The following is a 14973-nucleotide window of genomic DNA, read 5'->3' on the forward strand; positions in this document are numbered from 1 at the left end:
ACCATCTCCCGACTTGAACGAGGCCTCAGCCGAGACGACGACCTCGCTCACGCCTACCGCGACTGGATCCAGACCGCTTGACAGCAATAGGAGCTTCAACGCCGGTTCGACGCGGGATCCGGGCAGCGCGACCCTTGCCCCTATCCCTGTCCTTCGGCCTGCCCCTGCCCCTGCCCCTGCCCCTGCACGATCGTCTGGAGGGCCTGGGCCACGTCCGCCTCGGTGGCCTCCTTGGTGACGCCGAGGCCGCTGAGCACTCCCTCCCCGTTCTCGAACTCCAGGAGGGCGAGGAGGATGTGTTCGGTGCCGATGTAGTTGTGGCCGAGGCGGAGGGCCTCGCGGAAGGTGAGTTCGAGGACCTTCTTGGCGTCGGGGCCGTAGGGGATGAGCTCGGGCACCTCGGGAGCGGCCGGCGGCAGGACGGCGGTGGCGGCTTCCCGTACGGCCTCGGGGGAGAGGCCCTGGGCGACGAGTGCCTTCGCCGCGAGCCCCTCCGGTTCGGCGAGGAGCCCGAGGACGAGGTGGGCCGGGACCCCCTCGACGGCGCCGGCGGCCTTGCCCTCGTTGTGCGCGGCCGCGACCACGTTCCGGGCGCGGGGGGTGAAGCGGCTGAAGCCCTGGCTGGCGTCGAGGTCGTTCTCGGCCTTCGGCACGAACCGCTTCTGCGCGGCCTGGCGGGTGACGCCCATGCTCCGGCCGATGTCCGTCCAGGAGGCGCCCGACCGCCGGGCCTGGTCCACGAAGTGGCCGATCAGATGGTCGGCCACGTCGCCGAGGTGGTCCGCGGCGATGACCGCGTCCTGGAGCTGGTCGAGCGGTTCCGGGTGCACCTTCTTGATGGCATCGATGAGTTCGTCGAGACGGATGGAGGCGGTGGGCCGCGGATTCGTCGTCATGTGTCAACCTTAGGTTGACGGCCATGAGACGTCAACCCGAAGTTGACACCTCGCCTCACCTCGCCTCATCCCGCCTCACTCCGGCGCCGCCGCCAGCCGCACGGCCAGCCCCGCGAAGACGGTCCCGGTGAAGATGTTGAGCCCCCGAGCCACCCGTCGGCTGCGTCGCAGGACCTGGGTGAGGCGACCGGCGGCGAGTCCGATCGAGCCGTCCCAGAGGAAGCCCATGACGACGATGGTGCAGCCGAGCAGCAGCAGTTGGCCGGGGACGTGGCCGAGGGAAGGGTCGACGAACTGGGGCAGGAACGCGACGTTGAAGAGGATGACTTTGGGGTTGAGCAGGTTGGTGACGGCGCCCTGCCAGGAGGCCCGCCGCAGTCCGGCGCCCGCACGGCCGTACGCCGACGGGTCGGATTCCGTGCCGTCGCCGTCGCCGTCGCTGTCTCCGGGGGCGGAGCGGTCGCGGAACGCCTTCACCGCGAGGTACAGCAGGTAGGCGGCGCCCAGCCACCGCAGGACGTGGTAGAGGGCCGGCAGCGTCTCGAACAGGGCGGAGAGTCCCAACGCCGCGGCCACGGTGTGCACCAGCATGGCGCCGGCCACGCCCGCCGCGGCCATCACTCCGACCGCCGGTCCGCCCCGCGACCCGACAGCCACGATGAACATCATGTCGGGCCCGGGAGTCACGCAGAGCGCGAACGCCGCCACCAGAAACGCCAGATAGAGAGATCCATCAACCATGGCTCCACCTTCGCCAGTTGATCTGCACCGGGTCGACGGATTTCCACCACCCGAGACACCCACCTCCCACCTCCCACCACCCGGCCCACCCTCACCCCCACCCCGCCCCGTCAGGGGCGCGGGGAACCGCGCGAGAAGCCCCACCGGCCCGCACACGCCCCCCGACCGCACCCCCCACCCCCTCAGGCGCCCGACCCCCGACCTCCGACCCCGCCCCCCTACCTCCCCCCTCCTGCCCCAGCCCCCACCCCCACCCCGGCCACCGCCACCACTCCACCCACCGCGACACACGCCCCCACGCACGCCCCGAGCACCTCCCACGGCACCGTCACCCCCACCGGCGCCGACAACACCCCCAACGCCCCCGCCACCCCCGCGAGATTCACCGCGGTGACCGCGATCCCCAGCAACACGCCCGCCGCCACCGCGACCAGCGCCTCACCCACCACGACCACCCGCACCTGCCCCCGCGTCGCCCCGGCCAGCCGCAGGGACCGCAGCTCCGCACCCCGCGCCGACGTGGCCATCAACAGCGTCCCGGCCAGCGAGATCCCCGCGTACACGAGGGCGATCCCCAGCACCACGAGGAACCCGAGCCGGGTGTGCGCCTTGGTGCCGGGCCGGTTCGCCGCGAGCCACTCCCCGGTCGTCCGCACCGTCCAGCCGGCCCGCTCCGACCGCGCCCCTTCGAGCGCCGCCGCCACCCCCGCCCGCTCCACCCCGCTCCCGCGCGGAGCGACCCGCACGTCGACCCGGTCCACCACGGCCCCGCCCGCGTTCGCGGCCGTGACGTACGCCCCGTTGTCCCCGGTCCCCTCCGCGAGCACCGCCGCGATCCGCAGCCGTACCGGCCGCCCGTCCCCGAGCCACACCCGCACGCTCTGCCCGACCTCGTGCCGCTCCCACTCCTCGTTCACGACGATGGACCGGTCGTCGAGATCCCGTACGTCCCCGGCGACCACCGGCAACCGCGACACCTCCGCGAGGCCCGCCGGGTCCGTCACCGCCCGCGCCTCGGACCGCACCAGCGCGGTCCCCTCCTCCACGACGTACACGGCGGTGGCGGCGGACCCGACCACCGTCGCCGCGCCCCCGACGGCACCCCGCACCGCCTCCTCGCGCAGCCCCGCGCCGTCCTCGGCGGTGACGACGAAGTCCGCCCCGGTCCGCGCCGCCGCCTCCGCGCCCTTCGCCCCGGCCACGGTCCCGGCCGACCCCAGCAGCGACCCGGCCAGCGCGACGGTCACCAGCACCGGCGCGGCGACGGCCGCGGTGCGGCGTACGGACGTGGCCGCGTTCTCCCGGATCAGCAGCCCGGCGGCCCCGGGCAGCGCCGCGCCCACCAGCCGTACGACCGGCCGCACGAAGAGCGGCGCCAGCGCGGCCACCGCCGTGATCAGCAGCATCGGCTGGGTGGTGTACGTCTTCCGCTTCAGCAGCTCGGCGGGGTCCGTCCCCAGCTTCCAGGCCAGCAACCCCACTCCGCCCACCAGCAGCAGCGAACCGATCACCCGGCGGGACAGCGGCAGCACCCCCGTGTCCACGGACGCCTCGCGCAACGCCTCGACGGGCCCGATCCGCCCGGCCCGCCGCGCCGCCACCCACGCCCCCGCGACGGCCACCGCCACACCCGTCCAGAAGGCCACGTGACACGGCCACACCACCGCGTCCGGCACCGCGAACCAGGTCGGCGCGACCCCGCCGTCCACCAACTCCCGTACCAGCAGCGGCGCTCCCCACGCGCCCAGCGCACACCCGGCGCCCGACGCCACGAGCCCCACCGCCAGGGCCTCGCCGAGCAGCATCCGCCGCACCTGACCCGGGGTCGCGCCGGCCATCCGCAGCAGCCCGAACTCCCGCCTGCGCAGCGCCACCACGAACGCGAACGTGGACGCCGTCACGAACACCGACACGAACGTGGCGACCCCGCCGGCCGTCCCCAGCAGCGAGTTGACGGCGACCAGCGCCTCCGCGTCCCGCTCGTACGACGGATCCACCTGCCGCCGGGCGTCACCGGTCAGCACCCGCGCCCGCTCCCCGACCACCGCCCGCACCTCGGCCGCGGACGCGTCCACCCCGACCGCGTCCACGTCGGCCGCGTCCACCCCGGCCGCCCCCGCACCGCCGCCCGTGCCCGTCGTCACCGGCCCCAGCTTCCGCAGCTCCGCCAGCAACTCTCTGTCCACAGGGTGTGGACGGGCCAGCCGCTGCGAGACCCGGGCCGTACCCGGCCCCCGCCGCACCTCCACCGTGAGCCGGTCCAGGCCCGCCACCACGACGGGGGAGGAGCCGAAACGCTCCGGCGCACGCGCGGGCGGATCGAGCGACGCCGCGAGCCCCAGACCCATGGCGGTCATCACCCCGACCCCCACCATCACGGCGACGAAGGACCCGAGCAACGCGGCCCACCGCGTACGCAACGACGACAGCGTCAGCACGTCACACCTCCGTCGGCGCCGACGGAGGCGCCGTCGCCTGCCGCGCCGTCGCCCGCCGCCCGCTCCAGCCCCGCCATACGCGCCGCCACCGCCTCGACCGACGGCCGGACCAGCTCCCCGCTCACCCGGCCGTCGACCAGGAACACCACCCGGTCCGCGTACGAGGCGGCCACCGGATCATGGGTCACCATCACCGTGGTCTGCCCCTCCCGGTCCACCAACTCCCGCAACAGCCGCAGCACTTCACGGCTGGTCGTGGTGTCCAGCGCCCCGGTGGGCTCGTCGCCGAAGAGCACGGCGGGGCGGGTGATCAACGCCCGGGCCAGGGCGACCCGCTGCTGCTGGCCGCCGGACAGCTGCGTGGGCCGGTGCCCGGCCCGCTCGGCCAGCCCCACCCGGCCCAGGGCCTCGCGCACCGCACCCCGCGAGGGGCGCCGCCCGGCGAGCCGCAGCGGCAGGGCGACGTTCTGCGCGGCGGTCAGGGAGGGGAGGAGGTTGAAGGCCTGGAAGACGAAGCCGATCCGCTCCCGGCGCAGCAGCGTCAGCCGCCGCTCGCTCAGCCCGGCCAGCTCCACACCGTCGACCCGCACGGTCCCGCCCGACGGCCGGTCGAGCCCCGCCGCACACTGCAACAGCGTCGACTTCCCCGACCCCGAGGGCCCCATCACCGCCGTGAAGGTCCCGACCCCGAAGTCCAGGTCCACCCCGTCGAGCGCGGCGACCGCCCCGTACGCCCGGCGCAGCCCCCGTACCCGTACGGCGACACCCGCCGTCTCCCCGTCCCCCGCCGACACCCTGCCCGCCTCCGAGGAGGCCCTGTCTCTCTCTACCGTGGTCATGCCCCAAGCGAACCGTCCCCGCCCGGCCCGCACACGACGTCTGAGGGGCGTCCTGGGGGTAGGGCCAGCACTACCCTTCCGCGCGGTCCACCGCGCCTTCGGGAAGCGCAACCCCGCCCCGCAACCCCGCCCCGGAACCCCCACCCCACGCCCATGACACGATCGAACACGTGAGTACGACCAGCACGGTGGACCGCGCCTTCGAGGCGGCGCTCTACGCCGACACCGACGCCGCCCTCGACACCGGCGCCTCCCTGCTCGCCGCCGACCCGGCGGCCGACGCCGAACTCGCCCGGCGCGGACGGGAGTTCGTCGCCGGGGCCTGGCGACGGGGCTGGCAGCCCGCCGACGTCGTCCGGTACGCGCGACGCGAGCTGGCGGACGAGCACGTACGGCTGCTCGCACGGCTCGTCGTCGCCGAGCACGAGGAGACACGCGCGGGCGCCCGCCCCCAGCCGCCCGGTCCCCGCTGGTCCGCCCAGCTCGACGAGATCGCGGAACTCGCCGCCCACCCCACCCGCGCGGACCGCTTCTCGCACGCCACCGTGTCCCTGGAGCTGTACCGCCTCCTCCTGCGCCTGCCCACCCTCGACCCCCTGGACCGCCCGCGGGAGGCCGGCGCCGGCAAGAACTCGCCCCACCCCGAGTCCCGCATGCTCAGCCGGATCCGCGCGCTGCTCGCCAAGGCGGAGGCGACCGGATTCCCGGAGGAGGCGGAGGCGCTCAGCGCGAAGGCGCAGGAGCTGATGGCGCGGCACAGCATCGACGAGGCGCTGCTCGCGGCCCGCGCGCACAGCAAGGACGCGCCCGGCGCGTGCCGGATCGGCGTCGACCCGCCGTACGAGACGGCCAAGGCGGTCCTCCTCGACGCGGTCGCCCGGGCCAACCGCTGCGAGGCCGTGTGGAACGAGGCCCTCGGGTTCTCCACGGTGGTCGGGTTCGAGGCCGACCTGGAGGTGGTCGAGCTGCTGCACACCTCGCTCCTCGTGCAGGCCACCACCGCCATGACCAAGGCGGAGGCGGCCCAACGCAAGGGCGGCCGCAAGCGGACCAAGACCTTCCGGCAGTCCTTCCTGGCCGCCTACGCCCACCGCATCGGCGACCGGCTGGCGGCGGTCGCCGAGGCCCAGGTCGCCGAGGCGCGGGCCGCCGCGGCGGAGGCCGGGGGCGCGGACGGGGCGGGTGCCCCGGAACAGGACCTGCTGCCCGTCCTCGCCGCCCGTGACGTCGCCGTCCACGACGAGTTCAGCCGGATGTTCCCGGACACGGTCACCACCCGCGTCCGGGGCGTCAGCGACCTCGCCGGCTGGCGACAGGGCGCCGAAGCGGCGGACCGCGCCCAGGTCAGGGCACGCCCCCGGCTCCCCTCATGACGAGAAGACCACCCCGGCCCCGGCGGCTCGGTCGCCGCCCACCGGCTCAGTCGCCCACCGGCAGGAACGGCCCCACCGTCGCCTCCAACGTGCTCTCGGACTTCACCGCGACCTCGGGGTCCGGCCACTTGAAGCTGCTGACCTTGCTGTCCCCGGGCAGGGTCAGCTTCAGCTGGTCCACGGCGGCACTCTTCTCCGCGTCACCGGCGACCCCGCGCACGTAGAAGACGGAGAAGCTCATCGACTGACCGCCCTGGAGCGTCACCTCGGTCTCCTCGGACGCGCCCTCCTGCGGCTGGAGCGCCCAGGACTTGTCACCGGCGACGAGGTCGACCCCGGCGAGCCCCTTCAGCGTGCAGGCGGCGTCGCCCTTGTTGGTGACGGTGACCGGGACGGCCCCCTCGTCCCCGGCGGCCGGGGCCGCGCTGCTGGGACCGACCTCGAAGCCGACCCGCGCGGCCGTGCACGCGCCCTTCCGCGCGCTCTCGGTGGTGGCGGCCCCGGTCTTGCCGTCGTTCCCGCCGTCACCTCCATCACCCCCGTCACTCCCGCTACAGGCGGTCAGCGTGAGGGCCGCGAGAAGGGCGGCGGCGATGGCGGTCGGAGCGGTGCGCATGGGGGTTCCCGGTGGAGTTCGTGGCTGTCACAGCACAGCCGGTGGCGGTGTGAACGTGCGGACGGGCCACGGAACCCGGAGGTTCCGTGGCCCGTCCGACACATGATCTCCGACCCGAGGGCCGCGCGAGGCACAATTCCACCGGCCCACGGCCGGATGACCCCCGCCCCCCGCTACCCGAAGCCCTCGCTGCCCGAAGCCCTCGCTGCCCGAAGTCCCCGCTGCCCGAAGGGACAGGTCTACGACCCCGCGCTCGCCGTGGGCAGATCCGTCGGCAGCCCGGACGGCATCGACCCGTCCGCCTTCCGGAACGTCTCCTCGCCGACGCCGCCCTCCCAGGTGATCGTGAGGGACTTGGCGGCGACCTTGTCCACCATGCCCTCGGTGCGGTCGTCGCTGCCGTCCTGGCACTTGAGGCTGATCATCTGCATGTTCGCCGCGTCGGAGACCTTGCCGCTGCACACCGAGGTGCCGACGAACAGGGCGGCCTCGTCGCCGTTGACGAACAGGGCGACCGGCTTGCCGCCGGTCGTGGCCAGCCAGTTGCCCTGAAGTTCGGTCTCGGCGCCGGAGGAGTCCCCCGAGCCGCCGCTGTCCGACCCCTTCGTCGCCGAGGGGGCGGCCGACGACTCCTTGTCCGCGGAGTCCCCGTCACCGCCGCCGCTGCACGCCGTCAGCACGAGCGCGGCCGCGAGCCCGACCACCCCGGCCACGACACGCGGCCCCCGACGGCCGGAGAAGGCCCCGGAACCCCGGGAAACCCCGGCAGCCCCGCTCACCGGCTCTGTCGCCGTCGCCCCCATCGCCGTGGTCGCCCCGCTCGCCCTAGTCATCACTGGAGTTCTCCCGAGAGTGTGGCCGGATCCGGTCGCCGCGGCGACAGCGGCAAGCTACCAGCAGCGCCTCGGCGACAACCGGCCGGGAACTGTGAGAACCCCGAGGACGACAGAACACCCCGGCACACACACGGAGACCTTCCCCGGCACCCGCACCGAGACCCACCCCGGCGCGGACACAGAGAGCCGCCCTTGCGCCCGCGCCGAGACCTCCCCCCGGCGCGCACACCGAGACCTGCCCCGCCACCCGCACCGAGACCCACCCCCGGCGCCCGCGCCCCGGCACCCGTCCCCAGCGCCCGCGCCCCCGCTCCCGGCCCGGCGCCCGCCCCCCGTCGCGCCCGCCCGCCCCGGCACCCGCCCCGCCCGCCCCCGACACCCGCGCCCTACCAGGACGACTTGCGCACCCCCGGCAGATACCCCGCGTGCGCCTGCTCCCGCAGACTCACCCGGGACAGCCCGAACGTCCGGAAGTACCCCCGGGGCCGCCCGTCCACCTGGTCCCGGTTGCGGACGCGGGTGGCGCTGGCGTCGCGCGGCTGGGCGCGCAGCTCCCGCTCGGCGGCGGCACGCTCCGCCTCCGTGGAGGACGGCCGCCGCAGGATCTCCTTCAGCTCGGCCCGCCGCTCGGCGTACCGCGCGACGATCTCCCGGCGCTTCTCGTTCTTCGCGATCTTGCTCTGCTTCGCCATCAGACCCGCACCCCCCGCGCACGGATCCGGGCGACCGCGGCCTCGACGCCGATGACGTCCACGGTCTTGATCCCCTTCGCGCTCAGCCGGAGCCGCACATGGCGGTTCTCGCTGGGCAGCCAGTACCGCTTCGACTGGATGTTGGGGTCGAAGCGGCGGGACGTACGCCGGTGGGAGTGCGAGATGCGGTTGCCGAAGCCGGGCTGGGCGCCGGTCAGCATGCAGTGGGCGGACAAGGTGATGCACCTCTCTCGATCAGGTGATGCAAATGGAATTCATTTTCAGTAAGGTACCACCATGGCACGCAACGAACTCCGCCCGGTCATCAAACTCCGGTCCACGGCCGGCACCGGCTACACCTACGTCACCCGCAAGAACCGCCGGAACGACCCGGACCGGCTGACGCTGCGCAAGTTCGACCCGATGGCGGGCCGTCACGTCGACTTCCGAGAGGAGCGCTGAGGCGCCGATGAAGAAGGACATCCACCCGTCGTACGGGCCCGTGGTCTTCCGGGACCGTGCCGCGAACCACACCTTCCTCACCCGCTCGACGATGACGAGCGAGAAGACGATCGAGTGGGAGGACGGCAACACCTACCCGGTGGTCGACGTCGAGATCTCGAACGTCAGCCACCCCTTCTACACGGGCACCGCGCGCGTGCTGGACACGGCCGGCCGCGTGGAGAAGTTCGAGAAGCGGTACGGCGCCAAGAACTCCGGGGCGGCCGGAGCGACCGGGAAGAAGCGGGGCTGACCGACGTGACCCAGCTGTCTGTCGCGATCGTCGGCGGTCTGCACGCCGACGCCCGGCGGGCCGCCGTCGAGGCGCTGCTCGCCGGGGTCCCGGGCAGCGTCGCGCTGCACCACGACCTCTCCACCGCCACCGACGGTCCGGACGCCAGGGTCGTCCGGACCGTCCGGGACGCGGCGGGCCTCATCTCCACCGGTGAGACCCCGCTCGTCAACGACTGCGCCTGCTGCGCGCTGCGCGAGGACCTCGTCCCCGAACTGGAGCGCTTCGCCGACGCGGGCCTCACCCGCCTCGCGATCGTCGAACTGTGGGACTCGGTCGAGCCCAAGGCCATGGCCGAGGTGGTCGCGGCCAGCGGCCTCCGCCTCACCTCGGTGATCACGGCCGTCGACCCCGCCCTCCTGCTGCCCTACCTCGGCAACGGCGACGACCTCGCCGACGGGGGCCTCGCCGCCGCCACCACCGACCAGCGCACGGTCGCCGACACCTTCGCCCGCCAGCTGGAGTACGCCCCGATCCTGGCCGTACTCGACTCGGCGGACGCGGACGACGAGGACAGAGCCCTCCTGGCCCAACTGCACCCGACAGCGCAGAGGGTGCCCATCGGCGACCGAGGCAGGGCGCCCGAGGTGGCCGCAGGCCCCGAAAGGGGCGCGGGGAACTGCGCGACCAGCCACGACGCACCCGCACCCGGCGACGTGCGCCAACCCCTACGGCGCTCCCCGGCCCTGCTCGCCGCAGCGTTCGCCGGCTTCGACGTGGACGCCGCCGCAGCCGCCCAGCACCCCGCGAGCGCCCTCCTCCCCACCGACGCCGACGAACACGGCGTCACCACCCTCGTCTGGCACCGCCACCGCCCCTTCCACCCGGAACGCCTCTACGAGGCACTCGAAGACCTCTGCTGCGCGGCGGCCCGCAGCCGAGGCCGCTTCTGGCTGGCCGAGCGCCCCGACACCCTGCTCCACTGGGACGCGGCCGGCGGTGCCCTCTGCGTGGAGTCGGTCGGCCCCTGGCTCGCCTCGCTGCCGGACGCCGCCTGGGACATGGTGCCCCCGGTCCGCCGGGCCGCCGCCGCCCTCGACTGGCACCCGGAGCACGGCGACCGCTGCCAGCACCTCGTCTTCACCTCCCCGGGCCTGGACCGCGACGGACTCGAACAGCTGCTGGAGTCCTGCCTGCTCACCGACGCCGAGTACGCCGCGGGCCGCGACGCCTGGGAACGGCTGCCGCGCCCCTTCGACACCTTCCTGGAGGTCTGAACCGCCATGCCCCGCAAGCCGGAGCGCAAGCCCGCCAAGTCCCGCCCCAACCCGCTGGACCAGGCGAAGATCACGTACATCGACTACAAGGACACGGACCTCCTGCGCCGCTTCATCTCCGACCGGGGCAAGATCCGCAGCCGCCGCGTGACCCGAGTCACCGCACAGCAGCAGCGCCGGCTCGCGCGGGCCATCAAGAACGCCCGCGAGATGGCCCTCCTGCCGTACGCCACCCGCTGAAGCGCATAGCCCGAAGCGACCACCTGAAGCGAACAGTCAGAAGCGACCGCCTGAAGCGACCGCCTGAAGCGAACCGTCAGAAGCGAATCGCCAGTGGCGAACCGCCTGACGAGAACCACCCCCCACCCGGCCCCGGGGAGGCTCCACGACCTCCCCGGGGCCGTCCTTTTTCCGCCATTCCGCGGAAGTCGCTCGCTCCGCCCTGAACCGCCCGGATCCCCACCCCGTACGGAGATATGTGGGCCCGGATGGAACAGGATCGCCACGTCTTACGTCTCTCTGGTGCCGTAACCGTGGGGACACCCCGCGTGCACGTGCATCCGCTCATGCATCGGCACGTGAACAAAGCTATGATCCGGGGCAGTTGACCACCGCATCACTGGCAACGCAGACACCACCTGCAACACCGGCCACACCAGAGCCAACGCGCATCCAGCGCACTACTGCACCACCCCGGGGAGCGACCTGTGGACCACGACGTGTACGGCGTGGATGACGTGTACAACGGCATGGCCGCGACGGAGCTGACCGAGCTCCACGCGGTGGCCTGGCAGAAGAGCCGGCACAGCAACTCGCAGGGCAACTGCGTGGAGTTCGCCCGGCTGCCCGGCGGTGAGGTGGCGGTACGCAACTCGCGCTTCCCCGACGGCCCGGCGCTCGTCTACACCCGCGCCGAGATCGAGGCGATGCTCCTGGGCGTCAAGGACGGGGAGTTCGACCACCTGGTCGGATGAGGCCCGCCGTCGGCGGGCGACCGGCGGGATGCCACGGTGTGACACGCGTAGAACCGCGGCGCCGAAAAGCGCCGCGGTTCACCTGCGGGCGGAAGACGGGTGGCCCGGCGCCGGCTCCACCTGGAACAGCGCCCACACCACCTTGCCGCTGAGCGCGCCGCCCAGCGGGTGCCAGCCCCAGCTGTCCGCGAACGAGTCGACCAGGAACAGCCCCCGGCCCGACTCCGCGGAGAAGTCCTCGGAGTCGCCCGCGACCGGGCTGTCGTGACTGGGGTCGCGCACCGCGCACACCAGCCGCTCGGTCCAGCGCATCAAGTGCAGCCGCACGGGCGGGTCCTGGGCGAGACACCCTCCGTTGCCGGTGGGCAGACCGTGCCGCAGGGCGTTGGTGACGAGTTCCGAGACCACCAGGCAGACATCGTCGAAGCGTTCGCCGAGCCGCCACTGGTCGAGCGTGCCCCGGGTGAACTGCCGTGCCTCGCGCACCGCTTCGTAGCGGGGCGGCAGCGCGCAGGACGCGGCGTCGGACACGGTCGCGGGATCAAGTGGCGGAAGTCCCTGCCGTAAGGGTTCGAGCATGGTCGATCCATTCGTCCCCATGCGAGGCACTCCCGGGTGTCTGCGGTCGTTGCGATGCAGCGGTGGCGCGGGACCATGGTTTCTGATGCGTACAGCAGATGCAAGGGCAGATGCACGTGCACGCGCCCGAATTGGACCTTCACATACCGCTTGCTGAACATTTCTTCTGCCCCCTCGATCGCTCCCGACGGGTTCCGGCTGACGGTTTCCAGGCGACTTTCTGGCGATCTCCTGTGTCCGCGGGGTGTTCTTCGTGTCGCGTCTCGGCCACACTCCCTTCTCTCCTCCTCCGTCTCATCCGTCTCAGCAGTTGAAGACTTTCCATTTCTGTAACCGGGCGAGTGCGGATCGGAGTGGTTTAGTGGCAGACTGCGGCCCTTGAAGAAGTTGGGGAGGCTGGACGAACGTGGGCGCCGGTGAATCGAGCGGGTCGGTGGTGAGGCGGATGCTGCTGGGCTCGCATCTCAGGCGGCTGCGCGAGTCGCAGGGGATCACCCGGGAGAAGGCCGGGTACTCGATCCGCTCCTCCGAGTCGAAGATCAGCCGGATGGAACTCGGCCGGGTCAGCTTCAAGACCCGTGACGTGGAGGACCTGTTGACCCTCTACGGCGTCACCGACGAGACCGAGCGCACCTCGCTGCTCTCCCTGGCGAAGGAAGCCAACGTCGCCGGCTGGTGGCACAGTTACTCGGACGTCCTGCCCAGCTGGTTCCCCACCTACGTCGGCCTCGAAGCGGCGGCCCACCTCATCCGCAGCTACGAAGTCCAGTTCGTGCACGGGCTGTTGCAGACCGAGGCGTACGCCCACGCGGTCGTCGCCCGGGGCATGCGGGGCGCGAGCGAGGCGGAGATCGACAAGCGGGTCGCCCTGCGCATGGAGCGCCAGAAGTACCTGGTGGCCGAGAGCGCCCCGGAGTTCCACTGCGTCCTCGACGAGGCCGCGCTGCGCCGGCCGTACGGCGACCGGGACGTGATGCGGGGGCAGCTCCAGCATCTGATCGAGATCTCGGAGCGCCCGAACGTCACGGTCCAGGTCATGCCGTTCAGCTTCGGCGGCCACTCCGGCGAGAGCGGCGCCTTCACCCTGCTGAGCTTCCCCGAGTCCGACCTCACCGACGTCGTCTATCTCGAACAGCTCACCAGCGCCCTCTACCTGGACAAGGCCGAGGACATCGCCCACTACGAGCGGGCGATCAAGCGGCTCCATGACGACAGCCCGTCCCCGGCCGAGAGCAGGGACCTGCTGCGGGGCCTGCTCCAGCTCTCCTGAGCGCCCCGCGAGTCTTCACAGAGTCTCCCGAGTAGCTCTCCAACTCCCTTTACTCACAAGTACGATGACGAGTGATCAATCTTGATCGATGCCGACTGATTGAGGATCACATGTCGTCCTACTTCACCGACCTGGCCCAGCAGTACATCGGCGGCGAGTGGCGCCCGGGCTCCGGCTCCTGGGACATCATCGACTTCAACCCGTACGACGACGCGAAGCTCGCGTCGATCACCATCGCCACGGTCGACGAAGTGGACGAGGCCTACCGGGCCGCCCAGACCGCGCAGAAGGAATGGGCCCAGGTCAACGCCTATGCGCGTCGCGCGGTCTTCGAGAAGGCCCTGAAGGTCATCGAGGAGCGCGAGCAGGAGATCACCGAGGTGATCATCGCCGAGCTCGGCGGTACGCATCTCAAGGCCGGGTTCGAACTGCACCTCGCCAAGGAGTTCCTGCGCGAATCGATTCAGCTCGCGCTGCGCCCCGAGGGCCGGATCCTCCCGTCGCCGATCGACGGCAAGGAGAACCGCCTCTACCGTGTACCCGTCGGCGTCGTGGGCGTCATCAGCCCCTTCAACTTCCCCTTCCTGCTCTCCCTGAAGTCGGTCGCCCCCGCGCTCGCCCTCGGCAACGGCGTGGTGCTGAAGCCGCACCAGAACACCCCCATCGCCGGTGGCACCCTGGTCGCGAAGATCTTCGAGGAGGCCGGCCTGCCCGGCGGGCTGCTCAACGTCGTCGTCACCGACATCGCCGAGATAGGCGACGCCTTCATCGAGCACCCGATCCCCAAGCTGATCTCCTTCACCGGCTCCGACAAGGTCGGCCGCCACGTCGCCACCGTCGCCGCCCAGAACTTCAAGCGCACCGTCCTCGAACTGGGCGGCAACAGCGCCCTGGTGGTCCTGGACGACGCGGACATCGACTACGCGGTCGACGCGGCCGTCTTCTCGCGCTACGTCCACCAGGGCCAGGTCTGCATGGCCGCCAACCGCGTCCTGGTCGACCGCTCGGTGCGGGACGAGTTCACCGAGAAGTTCGTGGCCAAGGTGAAGTCCCTGAAGGTCGGCGACCCGACCGACCCGAGCACGGTCATCGGCCCGGTGATCAACTCCTCGCAGGCTGACTCGCTGAAGTCCGTCGTCGAGCAGGCCCTCGCCGAGGGCGCCACCGCGCTCGTCCACGGCTCCACGACCGCCAACCTGGTCGAGCCGTCCGTCCTCACCGACCTCCCCGCCGGCTCCGCCCTCCTCCAGCAGGAGGTCTTCGGCCCGGTCGTCTTCCTCGTCCCCTTCGACGGGGAGGAGGAGGCCGTCCGCATCGTCAACGACACCCCCTACGGCCTCAGCGGCGCCGTCCACACCGGCGACATCGAGCGGGGTGTCGCGTTCGCCAAGCAGATCGACACCGGCATGTTCCACGTCAACGACGGCACCGTCCACGACGAGCCGCTCGTCCCCTTCGGCGGCGAGAAGCACTCCGGCATCGGCCGCCTCAACGGCGAGACCACGGTGGACGCGTTCACCACCCAGAAGTGGATCTCGGTCCAGCACAAGCGGAGCTTCTTCCCCTTCTGAGGACGACCGCTTCCGGGGCCGAGGATCACGCCCGGGCAGACATGCACCCGCCCGTACCGGAGGTGCATGTCTGCGAGCGGCGTCCGGTGGGCCGGGGGTCCGGGGCGCCGGGGCGTGAGCCGGGGCGGCGCCCCCTGG

Annotated in this window: 17 protein-coding genes; 8 read left to right on the top strand and 9 right to left on the bottom strand. The window is 72.4% G+C overall.

What is annotated here, in order from left to right; genetic code table 11:
• Positions 1-140 precede the first annotated feature (140 nt).
• From HW837_RS44360 to HW837_RS44375, 4 genes are all read right to left on the bottom strand, one after another.
• Positions 141-896, bottom strand: a complete 756-nt coding sequence (locus HW837_RS44360) for a Clp protease N-terminal domain-containing protein (protein ID WP_193382075.1) — start codon at positions 894-896, stop codon at positions 141-143.
• Positions 897-971: 75 nt separating this feature from the next.
• Positions 972-1637 carry a LysE family translocator gene (locus HW837_RS44365; RefSeq protein WP_193382076.1) on the bottom strand — a complete coding sequence of 222 codons (666 nt, stop codon included), beginning with the start codon at positions 1635-1637 and terminating at the stop codon, positions 972-974.
• Positions 1638-1855: 218 nt separating this feature from the next.
• Positions 1856-4075 (bottom strand): ABC transporter permease, encoded by a 2220-nt coding sequence (locus HW837_RS44370; protein ID WP_193382077.1) that lies wholly within the window; start codon positions 4073-4075, stop codon positions 1856-1858.
• Positions 4069-4914, bottom strand: coding sequence for an ABC transporter ATP-binding protein (locus HW837_RS44375; RefSeq protein ID WP_234442817.1), 846 nt, complete (start codon positions 4912-4914; stop codon positions 4069-4071). Before HW837_RS44375 ends, HW837_RS44370 begins: the two co-directional genes overlap by 7 nt.
• Before the next feature lie 170 nt (positions 4915-5084).
• Here HW837_RS44375 and HW837_RS44380 point away from each other — a divergent pair, with 170 nt between their 5' ends.
• Entirely contained in the window at positions 5085-6287 is a 1203-nt protein-coding gene (locus tag HW837_RS44380; RefSeq protein WP_045562596.1) for a DUF2786 domain-containing protein, read from the top strand.
• A 46-nt stretch (positions 6288-6333) separates the two neighbouring features.
• Here the strand turns inward: HW837_RS44380 and HW837_RS44385 are convergent, their stop codons facing one another.
• From HW837_RS44385 to rpmB, 4 genes are all read right to left on the bottom strand, one after another.
• A complete protein-coding gene (locus HW837_RS44385) occupies positions 6334-6903 on the bottom strand; it encodes a DUF4232 domain-containing protein (protein WP_045562597.1) in 570 nt (189 codons plus the stop codon).
• Positions 6904-7142: 239 nt separating this feature from the next.
• Positions 7143-7616 (bottom strand): hypothetical protein, encoded by a 474-nt coding sequence (locus HW837_RS44390; RefSeq protein WP_045562598.1) that lies wholly within the window; start codon positions 7614-7616, stop codon positions 7143-7145.
• Positions 7617-8125: 509 nt separating this feature from the next.
• Positions 8126-8431: a 30S ribosomal protein S14 gene (gene rpsN, locus HW837_RS44395; RefSeq protein WP_045562599.1), complete on the bottom strand. Its 306-nt coding sequence runs from the start codon at positions 8429-8431 to the stop codon at positions 8126-8128.
• Complete coding sequence (rpmB, locus tag HW837_RS44400; protein ID WP_045562600.1) at positions 8431-8667, bottom strand: 50S ribosomal protein L28; 237 nt, start codon at positions 8665-8667, stop codon at positions 8431-8433. Before rpmB ends, rpsN begins: the two co-directional genes overlap by 1 nt.
• A gap of 61 nt (positions 8668-8728) precedes the next feature.
• Here rpmB and rpmG point away from each other — a divergent pair, with 61 nt between their 5' ends.
• The 5 genes from rpmG (at position 8729) to HW837_RS44425 (ending at position 11415) form a co-directional block, all read left to right on the top strand.
• Positions 8729-8893: a 50S ribosomal protein L33 gene (gene rpmG, locus HW837_RS44405; protein WP_033524681.1), complete on the top strand. Its 165-nt coding sequence runs from the start codon at positions 8729-8731 to the stop codon at positions 8891-8893.
• A 7-nt stretch (positions 8894-8900) separates the two neighbouring features.
• Positions 8901-9185, top strand: coding sequence for a type B 50S ribosomal protein L31 (locus HW837_RS44410; protein WP_045562601.1), 285 nt, complete (start codon positions 8901-8903; stop codon positions 9183-9185).
• 5 nt (positions 9186-9190) lie between these two features.
• Positions 9191-10441: a CobW family GTP-binding protein gene (locus HW837_RS44415; protein ID WP_193382078.1), complete on the top strand. Its 1251-nt coding sequence runs from the start codon at positions 9191-9193 to the stop codon at positions 10439-10441.
• 6 nt (positions 10442-10447) lie between these two features.
• Positions 10448-10681 carry a 30S ribosomal protein S18 gene (rpsR, locus tag HW837_RS44420; RefSeq protein ID WP_045562603.1) on the top strand — a complete coding sequence of 78 codons (234 nt, stop codon included), beginning with the start codon at positions 10448-10450 and terminating at the stop codon, positions 10679-10681.
• Positions 10682-11148: 467 nt separating this feature from the next.
• Positions 11149-11415 carry a DUF397 domain-containing protein gene (locus tag HW837_RS44425; RefSeq protein ID WP_193382079.1) on the top strand — a complete coding sequence of 89 codons (267 nt, stop codon included), beginning with the start codon at positions 11149-11151 and terminating at the stop codon, positions 11413-11415.
• Positions 11416-11493: 78 nt separating this feature from the next.
• Here HW837_RS44425 and HW837_RS44430 read toward each other — a convergent pair whose 3' ends face one another.
• A complete protein-coding gene (locus HW837_RS44430; RefSeq protein ID WP_060883800.1) occupies positions 11494-11994 on the bottom strand; it encodes an ATP-binding protein in 501 nt (166 codons plus the stop codon).
• A gap of 445 nt (positions 11995-12439) precedes the next feature.
• Here HW837_RS44430 and HW837_RS44435 point away from each other — a divergent pair, with 445 nt between their 5' ends.
• Both HW837_RS44435 and HW837_RS44440 read left to right on the top strand, forming a co-directional pair.
• Complete coding sequence (locus HW837_RS44435; protein ID WP_060883799.1) at positions 12440-13264, top strand: helix-turn-helix domain-containing protein; 825 nt, start codon at positions 12440-12442, stop codon at positions 13262-13264.
• A gap of 110 nt (positions 13265-13374) precedes the next feature.
• On the top strand, positions 13375-14835 hold the full coding sequence (locus HW837_RS44440; protein ID WP_045562606.1) for an aldehyde dehydrogenase family protein: 1461 nt from the start codon (positions 13375-13377) through the stop codon (positions 14833-14835).
• The last annotated feature ends 138 nt before the right edge of the window (positions 14836-14973 follow it).

The sequence above is a fragment of the Streptomyces caniscabiei genome (assembly GCF_014930365.1).
Taxonomy (GTDB): domain Bacteria; phylum Actinomycetota; class Actinomycetes; order Streptomycetales; family Streptomycetaceae; genus Streptomyces; species Streptomyces caniscabiei.